The following is a 13,181-nucleotide window of genomic DNA, read 5'->3' as shown; positions in this document are numbered from 1 at the left end:
ATCAAGGCCGAAAGACCTGAATTCAGAGGTTCCGAAACAGGGAACAATCATCTTGTTCCATCGTTCCGTTCAAATCGTCCTCCGACATGACCGCAGGCGGCCATGTCGGCAATTTTCAAAACATCGAATGGATTCGGCATGTTTCTCACCGTTACCGCCGTCGTCTTCGGGATTCTGGGGCTTGTCCTCGGAGCAGGGGGCATTCAGCTCCTGATCCTGGGGGGCAGCTTCTATTTCCTTCTCGCCGGACTTGCGTTTCTTGCGACAGCAGTCCTGCTTTTCCTGAGGCGGGTCGAGGCCCTTTGGGTCTATGGCCTCTTTATTTTGGGAAGTCTTGCCTGGGCCTTGTTTGAAGTCGGACTTGACTGGTGGCAGCTCGGTCCGCGCGGCGGGCTGATCATCGTCCTCGGCCTGTGGCTGATGTTGCCGGCCATTCGCCGAAAACTGGGACCGGCCGATCGACGCGAACGAGCGGCAACTGCCATCCTGCCGATTGCGGTGCCGGTTCTGATTGCCGTGATCGTCGCCGGGATCTCGCTCTTCGTCGAAACCTATGATCGCGACGGCGTTCTGCCGACCGAACAGGTGGCCGCAGCGCCGGCTCTCGGTGGCGCTGTTCCTGACGGTGATTGGCACCAGTATGGACGGACACCCTATGGCCAGCGCTATTCCCCACTGACCCAGATCAATACCGACAACGTTAAAGATCTGAAGATCGCGTGGACCTATCAGACCGGCGATGTGAAACTGCCGGAGGATGTGACCGAGACGACCTATCAGGTCACGCCGCTCAAGATCGACGACACGCTCTATCTCTGCACGCCGCACAATTGGGCGATCGCCGTGGATGCCGAGACCGGTCAGGAGAAGTGGAAGTTCGATCCGAATGCCGGTCTCGAATCCGATCGCCAGCATCAGACCTGCCGCGGTGTCACCTATTACCGTGATCCGACAGCCGTTGAAGGCACCGTTTGCGCCGAGCGCGTCTATCTGCCGACGTCGGATGCCAGGCTGATTGCCCTCGACGCCGGAACAGGCGCCATTTGCGAGAATTTTGCCGACGGCGGTACGCTCAGGCTCGAGCAGAACATGCCCTTCAATCCGGCCGGCTATTACTATTCGACCTCGCCGCCGGTCATCGCTGCCGGCAAAATCATTATCGGCGGCGCCGTCAACGACAACTACTCGATCCAGTCGCCGTCCGGCGTCATCCGCGCCTTCGATGTGAACACCGGTGAACTGGTCTGGAACTGGGACAGCGGCAACCCGACGGAAACTGCTCCGATCGGCCCCGATGAGACCTACATGCCCAATTCGCCCAACAGCTGGTCGATTTTCTCGGTCGATGAAGAGCTTGGCCTCGTCTATATCCCTCTTGGCAATCAGGTTCCGGACCAGCTCGGCATGGGGCGCAGCGAGAGTGTTGAGAAATATTCCTCTTCGATCGTCGCGCTCGACGTCAATACCGGACAGGATCGCTGGGTCATGCAAACGGTGCACCATGACCTCTGGGACATGGACGTCCCGGCACAGCCCGTGCTGATGGATCTGACGAATGCCGAGGGTGTCGTGACGCCCGCGCTGATCGGGCCGACCAAGCAGGGTGACATCTATGTGCTGGACCGCCGGACGGGTGAGCCGATCATTCCGGTGCGCGAGCTCCCGGCACCCGGTGGTGCGATCCCGGAAGATTTCACCGCGCCGACCCAGCCGATCTCGGATCTGACCTTCCGTCCGCCGACCATGACCGAGAGCAATATGTGGGGCCTGACCATCATCGACCAGATGATGTGCCGTATTCAGTTCCATCAGCTGAAATACGAGGGCCAGTACACGCCGCCCTCGCTGGAAGGCACACTCGTCTATCCCGGCAATTTTGGCACCTTCAACTGGGGTTCGGTCGCCGTCGATCCGGAGCGACAGGTGATGTTCGGCATGCCGACCTATCTGGCCTTCACGTCTAAGCTTGTGCCGCGTTCCGAAATTCCGCCGAAGGAAGAGGGCGAAACCGGCTCGGAGCAGGGGCTCAACCGCAACGAGGGTGCACCCTACGGGATCATCATGGGGCCGTTCCTGTCGCCGCTTGGCATTCCCTGCCAGGCGCCGCCATGGGGCACGATTGCCGGCGTCGATTTGCGTTCGGGTGAGATCGCCTATCAGAAGCGCAACGGCACGGTTTACGACATGACGCCGCTGCCGCTGCCCTTCAAGGTCGGTGTGCCCGGTATCGGTGGCCCGATGATCACCAAGGGCGGCGTTGTCTTCCTCGGTGCTGCCGTCGACAACTATCTGCGGGCCTATAACCTGACGACGGGCGAGCAGCTCTGGGAGAGCCGACTGCCGGCTGGTGGCCAGGCGACCCCGATGACCTATGCGCTCGACAACGGCAAGCAGTATGTCGTGATGGTCGCCGGCGGCCATGGCTCCGTGGGCACGGATCCTGGCGACTACATGATCGCCTACACGCTACCTGACTGACCATGGCTTAATAGCCTTGAACCCGCCCGCGACCGCGGGCGGGTTCACTTTCGGCACACTTCAGCGTGTCCGGCCTTGCTGCGAAACGGAACGTTAACCATGTGATTCTACACACATGTCGTAACGTGAGGATGTTTCGCATGAGTAGCCAAGCCATGAACGGCCAGTCCAACCCGACGACAATCGCCTTCTTTCCGCTCGCGAGCCGCCGGGATCTGGTGCGCCGTTCCGCGATCGAACTCGACCGCCTGAATGGCTATGCCGCGACGGAATTCTGGAAGACGACATGCCGTCGGCTCGGCAACGAACTTCTCGAACTCGGTTGCCCCGAGGACGAGATGCGTGCCGAAATCATGGACTTCCAGGCGGCCGTCCAGGTCGAACTGATGTGGCTGCATCGCGGGGAAGCCGCCCAGGGCTGAGCCCTTTGGCGTCACGCGTGATAGTTCCTGTTGGCAACGCTGAGCGGTGCTTGTCCCCCGTCTCACCTCTCCGGTAAGACGGCGGCAGCATCACTCCAGTTCGAGCAGCGCAGCCTTGGCCAAACTCCACTACATCTACGCCACCATGAATGCCGGTAAGTCGACGCTGCTTTTGCAGGCGGCGTATAATTACCAGGAGCGCGGCATGCGGGTGGCGATGCTGATCAGCTCGCTCGACAATCGTGCCGGCAAGGGCTTCATCGGCTCGCGGATCGGCCTGCGGGCCGAGGCTTCGGCCTTCGGCCCAGAGGCTGATCTCTTCACGGCCATCAAGGCGGATCACGATGCGTCGCGGCTTTCTTGTGTCTTCGTTGACGAAGCGCAGTTCCTCACCACCGAACAGGTTTGGCAGCTGGCACGGGTCGTCGATTCGCTCGACATTCCCGTGATGACCTATGGATTGCGGACCGATTTCCGCGGCGAACTCTTCCCCGGCTCGAAAGCGCTGCTCGCGATCGCCGACGAACTCACCGAGGCCCGTTCCATCTGCCATTGTGGCCGCAAGGCGACCATGGTCGTTCGCGTCGGCGAAGACGGCAAGGCGCAGCGGGACGGCGCCCAGGTGCTGATTGGCGGAAACGAGACCTATACCTCTCTCTGCCGCCGCCATTGGCAACTGGCCTTTGCCGCGGAAGAAGTGACCGCCAGCAACTGAGCGCTTGCAGCGTCAGCCGTTCCGGTTGACCAGCTTCTGCCAGAGCAGCAGTCCGCCGCGCGCGAGAACCCGGCTCACTTCCAAATAGGCGCGGTAGGGCAGAACGGTGAGATAGCGCCAGCGCGGCAGCTTATGGGCATTGATATTGCCCTGGATCTGCGATTCGAATTCTGAATCCTGGCTTGCCGCCAGGGGAGTGACGAAAGCGCCCTTCAGGCCCGACAGGTATTCGAGATCGAACGCGATGTCGTAAGCGAGCCGCATCGGCACGAGTTTTTCGGAGATCCAGCGGGCCGCCTTGCGGTTGATCATGTAGGCGCCCGAGCCCTTTTCGCGGGTCAGGGCGATTGAAAGGGAGCGGGCGTTCGTCAGCTTGCGAAAGGGAAACTTCCGGCCACTGCTGACCGTGGTGAGGCGCAGGATATCCCAGGCGTCGGCGTTTTTCGCTGCCGCGTCGATCGTTTCGAGAAAGTCCGGCTCGAATGTCACATCGTCTTCGAGAATGAGACAGAGATCCGCGTCTGAAGCGAGGAAGCGGCGCGCGCAGTCCACATGGCTCAGATAGCAGCCGACCTCGCCGTGTTTCAGGCGGCGACCATGCAGCAGCTTGTAGGAGAGTTCGGAGAATTCCGGGATCGGGAAATTGAGGTTTCGGCCGATCACTGCCGGGACACGCTCGGCGACGATGCCGGCGGCGGCCGTCTCGCGGTTCATCACCTCCATACGGTCTTCCGCGCCATCCATGTTGATCAGGTAGACGGCGAGGTTGAGGCGGCTTTCCGGCAGGACTTGCAATGCGGTCTCCATCGACACGTGCGGGCGCCCAGCCTTCTGCGCAATCTTCACGAAACCGTCAATAGTGCCGGGTGCTTCAGGCTTTCTCAACGAACCCGTCAAGCACGCGTTTCTGGCCCGCCCGGTCGAAGTCGATCGTCAGCTTGTTGCCCTCGATCGCCGAGACATTTCCATTGCCGAACTTCATGTGGAAGACGCGGTCGCCGACGGAAAAGCGTGACGGTTCTGATGTCGTCGACTTGGCGACAAGTTCGCCGTCGATCGTCTTCGCCCTCGGGCCGCTTTCGCCATAACCGATGCGCTCCACAGCATGACCTGAGCGGTTGCCCCAGTTGTCGCGGGTGGCGTCGGTCTTGTTGGCCTGGGCGCGTTTCCAGCCGGGTGTCGAATAGCTGTTCTGGAAAGGCTCCTGCTTGTCGAAGCGGGACTGGCCATAGGGGTTGCGACCATAGCCGCCATAGGAGGTCTCGGCTTCGGCGACCTCGACATGGGCGGGCGGTAGCTCTTCGAGGAAGCGCGAGGGCAGGGTGGATTGCCAGAGGCCATGAATGCGACGGTTCGAGACGAACCAGATGTGGCAACGGCGCTTGGCGCGGGTGATGCCGACATAGGCGAGGCGGCGCTCTTCTTCGAGACCGGAGCGTCCGCCTTCGTCCAGCGCCCGCTGATGGGGGAAGAGACCTTCTTCCCAGCCGGGCAGGAAGACGGTCTCGAATTCGAGGCCCTTCGCCGAATGCAGCGTCATGATCGAGACGGCGTCGAGGTTCTCGTTGGTCTCGGCATCCATCACCAGCGAGACGTGTTCGAGGAAGCCGCGAAGACTCTCGAAGGCTTCCATCGAACGGATGAGTTCCTTCAGGTTTTCCAGGCGCCCCGGCGCTTCTGCCGACTTGTCGTTCTGCCACATGGCCGTATAGCCACTCTCGTCGAGGATCTGCTCGGCGAGTTCGGTATGCGGCGTGGTTTCGAGCAGCGACTGCCAGCGGCGGAAATCGGTGACGACGTCGAAGAGCGCCTTGCGGGCCTTAGGCTTCAGCTCGTCGGTCTCAATGATGTCGGCCGCTGCCGCCAGCATCGGGATGTCGCGGGCGCGTGCATAGTCGTGCAGATTGCGGATCGTCGTGTCGCCGAGGCCGCGCTTAGGCGTATTGACGATGCGCTCGAAGGCGAGGTCGTCGGCCGGCTGGCAGACCATCCGGAAATAGGCCATGGCATCACGGATCTCGAGGCGCTCATAGAAGCGCGGGCCGCCGATGACTCGGTAATTCAGGCCGAGCGTTACAAAGCGGTCTTCGAATTCGCGCATCTGGAAGGAGGCGCGGACGAGGATCGCCATGTTGTTCAGCGGGTGCTGATTGCGCTGGAGCTGCTCGATCTCCTCACCGACAGCGCGAGCTTCCTCTTCCGAATCCCAGGCGGCATGGACAACGACTTTGTCGTCATTCGGATCAACGCGATCGGTGAATAGGGTCTTGCCGAGGCGGCCCTCATTATGCGCGATCAGAAATCCGGCAGCACCCAGGATATGTTCGGTCGAACGGTAATTGCGCTCGAGCTTGATGACCTTGGCGCCGGGGAAATCCTTTTCGAAGCGCAAAATATTGTCCACCTCCGCGCCGCGCCAGCCATAGATCGACTGGTCGTCATCACCGACGCAGCAGACATTCTGCGGCACGCCCGGCGGACGCTGGGCAAGGAGGCGCAGCCACATGTATTGGGCGGTGTTGGTGTCCTGATACTCGTCGACGAGCACATATTTGAAGCGCTGATGGTACTCCTTCAGCACGTCCGGGTTCGCTTTGAACATCCGGATCGGATGCAGGAGCAAGTCGCCGAAATCGCAGGCGTTCAGCGTCTTCAGGCGGTTCTGGTAGGCGATGTAGAGTTCACGGCCCTTGCCGTTGGCAAAGGCGCGGGCATCCCCTTCGGGGATCTGCGCCGGGTCGAGCCCCTTGTTCTTCCAGCCGTCAATCATCTGGGCGAATTGCTTGGCCGGCCAGCGCTTGTCGTCCAAACCTTCGGCCTGGATGATCTGCTTGATCAGGCGCACGACATCATCGGTGTCGAGGATGGTGAAGTCGGAGCGCAGGTCGACAAGTTCGGCATGGCGACGAAGCAGCTTGACGCCGATCGAGTGGAATGTGCCGAGCCAGGGCATGCCTTCGACGGCACCACCGACGAGATGGCCGATGCGCTCCTTCATCTCGCGGGCAGCCTTGTTGGTGAAGGTCACCGCCAGGATCTGGCTTGGAAAGGCTTTCCCGGTTGCCAGGATATGGGCAATGCGGGTGGTGAGGACGCGGGTCTTGCCGGTGCCGGCGCCTGCGAGCACCAGTACCGGACCATCGACGGTTTCGACCGCTTCACGCTGTTCCGGGTTGAGGCCGGAGAGATAATCGGGCGCTCTCGCCTGGTCGCGGGCTGCCATGGCGCGGGCCGCAATGCCAAGGCCACCGGCTGCAGGAGTGCCAGCAGCGGGGGCAGTGGACGCGGCAGGCTTGCGCGGTGCGGGCTCTTCGTCGAAGAAGGGAATGTCGTCGAAACCGTTACTCATGCGGCCCAATGTAGTGATTCGGGTCGGAAAGGCCAGTGACGGCGTTCTGGTTTTATTCCTTCCGCCGTGTTGCGCACGGAATTCGCGACGCTTCGTCCGCCGGATATGTTAGGCTATCCGAAGGACAGCTTTGACCGGCATGCAATCGGTGCAGGATCACGGCGGCGTGAAAAGACGCGAGATTACAAATCAGTAAGTTTGACGTTCTGGCATTGCCACTGCGGGTTTGCGCCCGATACTTAACCGACATCATCCAGTTCGACATTTCGGAGCCCTGCATGCCGCTTTGGAAGCAACTCGCCATCAGTATTGCCCTCTTGTTCATCGGCCTCTGTTCGTGGGTCTACTTTTCCCCCGGTGCCGGCCAGGCACTCGTCTCCATGGGCGTGCCCCAGTCTGTCGTCGGGCTGGTCGCTGCAACCCCGGAAGCCGAGGGGCAGGGCGGTCCGCGGGCGCAGGCAGGGGGCCAAGGTGGAGGTCAGGGACAAGGTCAGGGGCAGGGCAATCGGCGGGGCGGCGGGCAGGCCATTCTTGTCGCAACCGAGGCTGTCGCGATCGGCGTCGTCAATGACCGGCTGAGCGCCATCGGCGACGGTGAGGCCGTGGAGGCCGTCACGGTCATGCCGCAGGCGTCGGGCATGCTGGACGAGATCCTCGTGTCTTCCGGCCAGAAGGTCAGCAAGGGGGACATCATCGCCCGGCTCGATCGTGAGGAGCAGGTCATTCTGCGTGATCAGGCGGCCGTTGCGCTTCGCAGTGCGAAAGAGAAGGCCGAGTCGTATCGTAACCTGCAGAGCTTTTCGCGCCTCGACGTGCTCGACGCGCAGATTGCGGAGGAGCAGGCGCAACTGCAATTGACGACCGCCGAGCTCAATCTGAAACGCCGCGACATCATCGCGCCCATTGACGGTATCATCGGGATCGTCGGCGTGAGCGTCGGCGACAATGTCACCAATTCGACCCCCATCGTATCGCTCGACAACCGCAGCCAGCTGCTGGTCGATTTCTGGGCGCCCGAGCGTTTTGCCGCTGCCGTAACGCCCGGCATGCCCGTGGAAGCCCGGTCTGTTTCCCGTCCGGGGCAGGTGTTTCAGGGGAGCGTCGAGGCGGTGGACAGCCGCGTCGATCAGGCCAGCCGGACCATCCGCATCCGCGCGAAAATCGACAATCCGGACGACGTATTGCGTGCCGGCATGTCGTTCAACGTCGTGATGCGCTTCCCCGGCGATCAATATGCAGCGGTCAATCCGCTTGCCGTCCAGTGGGATGGCGAAGGCTCCTTCGTCTGGCAGATCGTTGATAACAAATCCGTGAAGACGCGCGTCACCATTGTGCAGCGCAACTCGGATCAGATCCTGGTGGACGCGTCGCTCAAGGAAGGCGATGTGGTTGCCGTTGAAGGACTGCAGCGGGTGCGAGAAGGCGGGACCGTCGAAGTCGCCGGGGTACCGCAGGATGGTTCTGAGGAGGTCGCCGCGCGATGAGTTCTACGGGGAACGGTTCCGAACAATCCGGACGCAGCTTTACCGCTCTTTTCATTCGCCGCCCGGTGCTGGCAGCGGTGTTGAACACGCTGCTGGTCGTGGCTGGCCTTGCGGCGCTTGCCGGCATCGAAATCCGCGAACTGCCCGATGTGGACCAGCCGGTCATCACCGTCAGCACCAATTATGACGGTGCCTCTGCGCAGACCATGGACCAGGAAGTCACGCGAACCATTGAGGGCGCCGTCGCCCGGGTGAGCGGACTGAAGTCCATGTCGTCGCGATCCTCGTTTGGCCAGAGCCGCACGACGCTCGAATTCAGCGACAGTGCCGACCTCGCCGTTGCTGCCAATGACGTGCGTGACGCCCTCGGTCGAATCCGGAACCAGCTTCCCGACGATGTCGACGAGCCGCGTATCGTCAAGGCTGATGCGGACTCCCAGCCGATCATGCGTCTCGGCGTGACATCCAGCACGCTTTCCATGGAGGACCTGACGCTTCTGGTCGAAAACGAGATCTCCGACCGGCTGGCCGCTGTCGATGGCGTGGCCGACGTCCAGATCTATGGCGACCAGGAAAAGGTCTTCCGCGTTGACGTCAACCAGGCGGCACTCGCCAGCCGTGGCTTGAGCGTCGCCGATCTGGCTTCCAGTCTGCAGAATGCTTCGCTCGACGTGCCGGCAGGTTCGCTCGAATCGCAGACGCAGGACATCGTCGTCCGTGCCACAGCAAACCTCACCACGGTCGAGGACTTCGAAAACGTCCTGATCGGCGAACGCGTCCGCCTGCGCGACGTGGCCACCGTGACACTCGGCCCCGATGACGGCTCGACGTCGCTGCGCTCCAACGGGGTGCCTGGCGTCGGCCTTGGTGTCATCCGCCAGGCGCAGTCGAACACGCTCAACATTTCGGCCGGCGTTCATGCGGCCGTCGAGGGGATGCAGGACGCTTTGCCCGAGGGCACCCGCGTCATCGTCACCAGTGACGATGCGGTGTTCATCCAGGGCGCCTTGCACGAGGTCGAAATCGCGCTCGGCCTGTCTGCGGCAATCGTGCTGGTCGTCCTGTTCCTTTTCCTGCGCGACTGGCGGGCGACGCTGATCCCGGCGCTGACGATGCCCGTTGCCTTGATCGGCACCTTGGCTGCGATCTATATGGTCGGGTTCTCGATCAACATCCTCACGCTGCTCGCGATCGTTCTTGCCACGGGCCTCGTCGTCGATGACGCGATCGTCGTGCTCGAGAACATCGTGCGCCGTCGTGGAGAGGGCTTGGGCCCCCGTGCCGCGGCCGTGCTCGGTGCGCAAGAGGTGTTCTTTGCCGTTCTCGCAACGACGGCGACCCTTGCCGCCGTCTTCGTCCCGCTGTCCTTCCTGCCCGGACAGCTCGGTGGCCTTTTCCGCGAATTCGGCTTTGTGCTGGCCTTTGCGGTGCTTCTGTCGTCCATCACGGCGCTGACGCTCTGCCCGATGATGGCCTCGCGCATGTTGTCGCGCGAGCAAGAGAAGGATCACGGCGTGCTCGGCGCCGTGGGTCGTCGCTTCGCGAACTTCTATTCGCGGACACTGCGAGGATGCCTCGGCAATCCGCTGATCGTGATCATCGTCGCCGTCGTATTCTCGGGTGCTGCTTATCTGACCTTCACCGCCATTCGCAGCGAGATCACGCCACGCGAGGATCGCTCGATGGTCATGATGCGGTTGACGACACCGCAGGGATCGAGCCTTGCCTATACGCGCGACCAACTCCAGCGGGTCGAGGAATATCTGCAGCCGCTGCGTGACAGCGGTGAAATCCAGAACATTTTCTCGATTTCCGGACAGGGATCGTCCAACAGCGCCTTCATGGTGATGACGCTCGCCCCCTGGTCGGAACGCAGCCGCACACAGGACCAGATCGCCCAGGACATCAATGCGGCGACGGCCAAAGTGCCGGCCTTGCGCGGTAACGTCTTCCAGTCCAACAGCCTGAGGATCCGCGGTGCGGGCAGCGGACTGCAGATGGCCATGGTCGGATCCAGCCATGAGAACCTAACGGAAGCTGTGCTATCGGTGGTCGAGCAGATGCGCGACCGACCGGAATTCCAGACGCCGCGGATCGACAATGAGCCGACGCAGGCGCAGATCTCGGTCACCATCAATCGTGAACGGGCGTCGGACCTCGGCATCGATATCGGTGCGATCGGAACCTCGTTGCAAGCGCTCCTCGAAGGGCGATCGGTGACCGATGTTTTCGTCGACGGCAATTCGATCCCGGTGCGGCTGGTTTCCAGCACGCAGCCGATCAATGACCCGACGGACCTTGAAAACATCTTCCTGACCACATCCGATGGACGGGTGGTGCCGATGTCGTCCATCGCCTCGCTGCAGGAGACGGCCGTCTCGCCCACGCTCAACCGCGAACAGCAGCTCGCGTCGGTGTCGTTCTCGGCGGGGCTCGCCGATGGCGTGGCACTCGGGGATGCGGTCGAAGTTGCGACGCAGTTGGCACAGCCGCTTCTGCCGCCGGGTTCGCGCCTGATCCCGCTCGCCGAAGCGGCGACGCTGGAAGAGAACAGCTATGGCATGGCGCTGACCTTCGGCTTCGCGGTTGCGATCATCTTCTTGGTGCTCGCTGCGCAGTTCGAAAGCGTGGTCTCCTCGCTGATCATCATGGCGACGGTGCCGCTCGGTCTTGCCTGTGCCGTCTTCGCGCTCGTCGTTACCGGATCGACGCTCAACATCTACAGTCAGATCGGCCTCGTTCTGCTTGTGGGTGTTATGGCGAAGAACGGCATTCTGATCGTCGAATTTGCCAACCAGTTGCGTGATCGCGGGCTTTCCGTTCGCGAGGCGATCGAAACGGCCTGCACCATCCGTCTTCGCCCGGTGATGATGACGATGATCGCGACCGTGCTCGGTGGCGTGCCGTTGGTGCTGGCGCAGGGCGCCGGTGCTGAAGCGCGCATCGCGCTTGGCTGGGTGATCGTCGGCGGCCTCGGTTTTGCGACGCTCGTCACGCTTTACATCACGCCGGTCGCCTATCTTCTGCTTGCCCGCTTCTCCAAGCCGCATGCCCAGGAAGAGGCGCGCCTGAAGACGGAACTCGAGGATGCCACGCTGAAGATCGCCAATGATCGTGGCGCGCCGCCGAGGGTTGCGGCCGAGTAACAGGAAGAGCTCGCCTCTGCGGCTGTCTGACGACTGGACAATCTCTGAGCCCTATCCCATAGCAGGGACGCACCATTTTCCCGGTGCGTCCCATGGCTATTATTCGGGAGGTCGCGGATGGCCCGCAAGGATGTGATCGACGGCAAACGCAATGAAGAAGGCATCGCTATGGCCTTGCCGCTCCTCAAGCAGCGTTTCGGAGAGCGCTTCCAGACAGGTCAGTCTTTCCGTAACCAGCACAGCCACACCACCACCTATCTGCCTTCACAGCGACCGGATGGGGTCGTCTTCGCCGAGAGTAGCGAGGATGTTCGAGAGGTCGTGCGGATCTGCGCCACGCATCGCGTGCCGGTCGTGCCCTTCGGCACGGGCTCCTCTCTGGAAGGGCAGGTGAACGCACCTTGCGGCGGGATATCGATCGATTTCAGCCGAATGAACCGGATCCTCGCGGTCAATGCAGAGGATCTGGACTGCACGGTCGAACCCGGCGTGACGCGCGAGGATCTCAACACCTATCTGCGAGACACCGGTCTCTTCTTCCCGATTGATCCGGGCGCGAATGCGTCGCTCGGCGGCATGGCTGCAACGCGTGCATCCGGTACCAATGCGGTGCGTTACGGCACGATGAAAGACAATGTGCTGGCGCTGACGGCGGTGACGGCCGATGGCGAGGAGATCCGCACCGCGCAGCGGGCCCGCAAGTCCTCGGCTGGCTATGATCTGACGCGGCTCTTCGTCGGTTCGGAAGGGACGCTCGGGGTCATCACCTCGATCACGCTCAGGCTGCAAGGCATTCCGGCGAAGATCAGCGGCGGCGTCGTAGCTTTCCCGACGCTCGAAGACGCCTGCAATGCGGTCATCATGACGATCCAGTTGGGGATCCCGGTGGCGCGCATCGAACTCCTGGACGAGATGCAGATCCGCGCCTGCAACGCTTATTCCAAGCTTTCCTATGCCGAGCGTCCGACCTTGTTCATCGAGTTCCATGGGACGGAAGAGACGGTGGCGCTCCAGGCAGAACAGTTCGGCGAGATCGCGGCTGAGTTCGGCGGTGGAGAATTTGCCTATACCGCCAACGCGGAAGAGCGGAACCAGCTCTGGAAAGCGCGCCACAACGCCTATTGGGCAAGCCGGGCGCTGGCACCGGAGCTTTCGGCCCTGTCGACGGATGTCTGCGTGCCGATTTCGCGTCTCGCCGAATGCGTGGCAGCGACGCAGGCTGATATTCGCGAACAGGGTTTTCTGGCGCCGATTGTCGGCCATGCCGGTGACGGCAATTTTCATGTTCTGCTGCTGTTCAACGACAAGGACGCCGCTGATGTCGAGAAGGCTGAAGCCTTCCTGGAGCGGCTGAACGGGCGGGCGCTTGCCATGGAAGGCACCTGCACCGGAGAGCATGGTATCGGACAGGGCAAGATCAGCTATCTCGAGCAGGAACTGGGATCGGCGCTGCCTGCCATGCGTGCGATCAAGGCAGGGCTCGATCCAGACAATATTTTCAATCCCGGCAAGATCTTTCGCCTGTGACTGCAAGAGCTTGCGGGTTGCCCATGCGGTGAATTGCGTTACCTTCGGGCCGTAATCAAG

8 protein-coding genes are annotated in these 13,181 nt (G+C 61.9%); 6 read left to right on the top strand and 2 right to left on the bottom strand.

The annotated features are described in order from the left end of the window. The first annotated feature begins 138 nt into the window (after positions 1 to 138). The 3 genes from ACQKP1_RS11965 to ACQKP1_RS11955 all read left to right on the top strand — a co-directional run bounded on the left by ACQKP1_RS11965 (position 139) and on the right by ACQKP1_RS11955 (position 3,615). Positions 139 to 2,478, top strand: a complete 2,340-nt coding sequence (locus ACQKP1_RS11965; RefSeq protein WP_427275390.1) for a glucose/quinate/shikimate family membrane-bound PQQ-dependent dehydrogenase — start codon at positions 139 to 141, stop codon at positions 2,476 to 2,478. A gap of 140 nt (positions 2,479 to 2,618) precedes the next feature. Then, entirely contained in the window at positions 2,619 to 2,900 is a 282-nt protein-coding gene (locus ACQKP1_RS11960; RefSeq protein ID WP_427275389.1) for a DUF6074 family protein, read from the top strand. Between the two features lie 115 nt (positions 2,901 to 3,015). Then, on the top strand, positions 3,016 to 3,615 hold the full coding sequence (locus ACQKP1_RS11955; protein WP_427275388.1) for a thymidine kinase: 600 nt from the start codon (positions 3,016 to 3,018) through the stop codon (positions 3,613 to 3,615). 12 nt (positions 3,616 to 3,627) lie between these two features. Here the strand turns inward: ACQKP1_RS11955 and ACQKP1_RS11950 are convergent, their stop codons facing one another. Continuing rightward, positions 3,628 to 4,410, bottom strand: a complete 783-nt coding sequence (locus tag ACQKP1_RS11950; RefSeq protein ID WP_246753981.1) for a glycosyltransferase family 25 protein — start codon at positions 4,408 to 4,410, stop codon at positions 3,628 to 3,630. A 76-nt stretch (positions 4,411 to 4,486) separates the two neighbouring features. After that, a complete protein-coding gene (locus tag ACQKP1_RS11945) occupies positions 4,487 to 6,964 on the bottom strand; it encodes an ATP-dependent helicase (RefSeq protein WP_427275387.1) in 2,478 nt (825 codons plus the stop codon). A gap of 278 nt (positions 6,965 to 7,242) precedes the next feature. Between ACQKP1_RS11945 and ACQKP1_RS11940 the strand changes: the two genes are divergently transcribed. The 3 genes from ACQKP1_RS11940 to ACQKP1_RS11930 all read left to right on the top strand — a co-directional run bounded on the left by ACQKP1_RS11940 (position 7,243) and on the right by ACQKP1_RS11930 (position 13,121). Beyond that, positions 7,243 to 8,448 carry an efflux RND transporter periplasmic adaptor subunit gene (locus ACQKP1_RS11940; RefSeq protein ID WP_427275386.1) on the top strand — a complete coding sequence of 402 codons (1,206 nt, stop codon included), beginning with the start codon at positions 7,243 to 7,245 and terminating at the stop codon, positions 8,446 to 8,448. Continuing rightward, positions 8,445 to 11,594 carry an efflux RND transporter permease subunit gene (locus tag ACQKP1_RS11935; protein WP_427275385.1) on the top strand — a complete coding sequence of 1,050 codons (3,150 nt, stop codon included), beginning with the start codon at positions 8,445 to 8,447 and terminating at the stop codon, positions 11,592 to 11,594. Before ACQKP1_RS11940 ends, ACQKP1_RS11935 begins: the two co-directional genes overlap by 4 nt. Before the next feature lie 117 nt (positions 11,595 to 11,711). Beyond that, positions 11,712 to 13,121: an FAD-binding oxidoreductase gene (locus ACQKP1_RS11930; RefSeq protein WP_427275384.1), complete on the top strand. Its 1,410-nt coding sequence runs from the start codon at positions 11,712 to 11,714 to the stop codon at positions 13,119 to 13,121. The last annotated feature ends 60 nt before the right edge of the window (positions 13,122 to 13,181 follow it).

It is taken from the genome of Allorhizobium sp. NPDC080224, assembly GCF_050281005.1.
Taxonomy (GTDB): domain Bacteria; phylum Pseudomonadota; class Alphaproteobacteria; order Rhizobiales; family Rhizobiaceae; genus Allorhizobium.
This window is presented reverse-complemented; position numbering and strand designations above follow the sequence as displayed.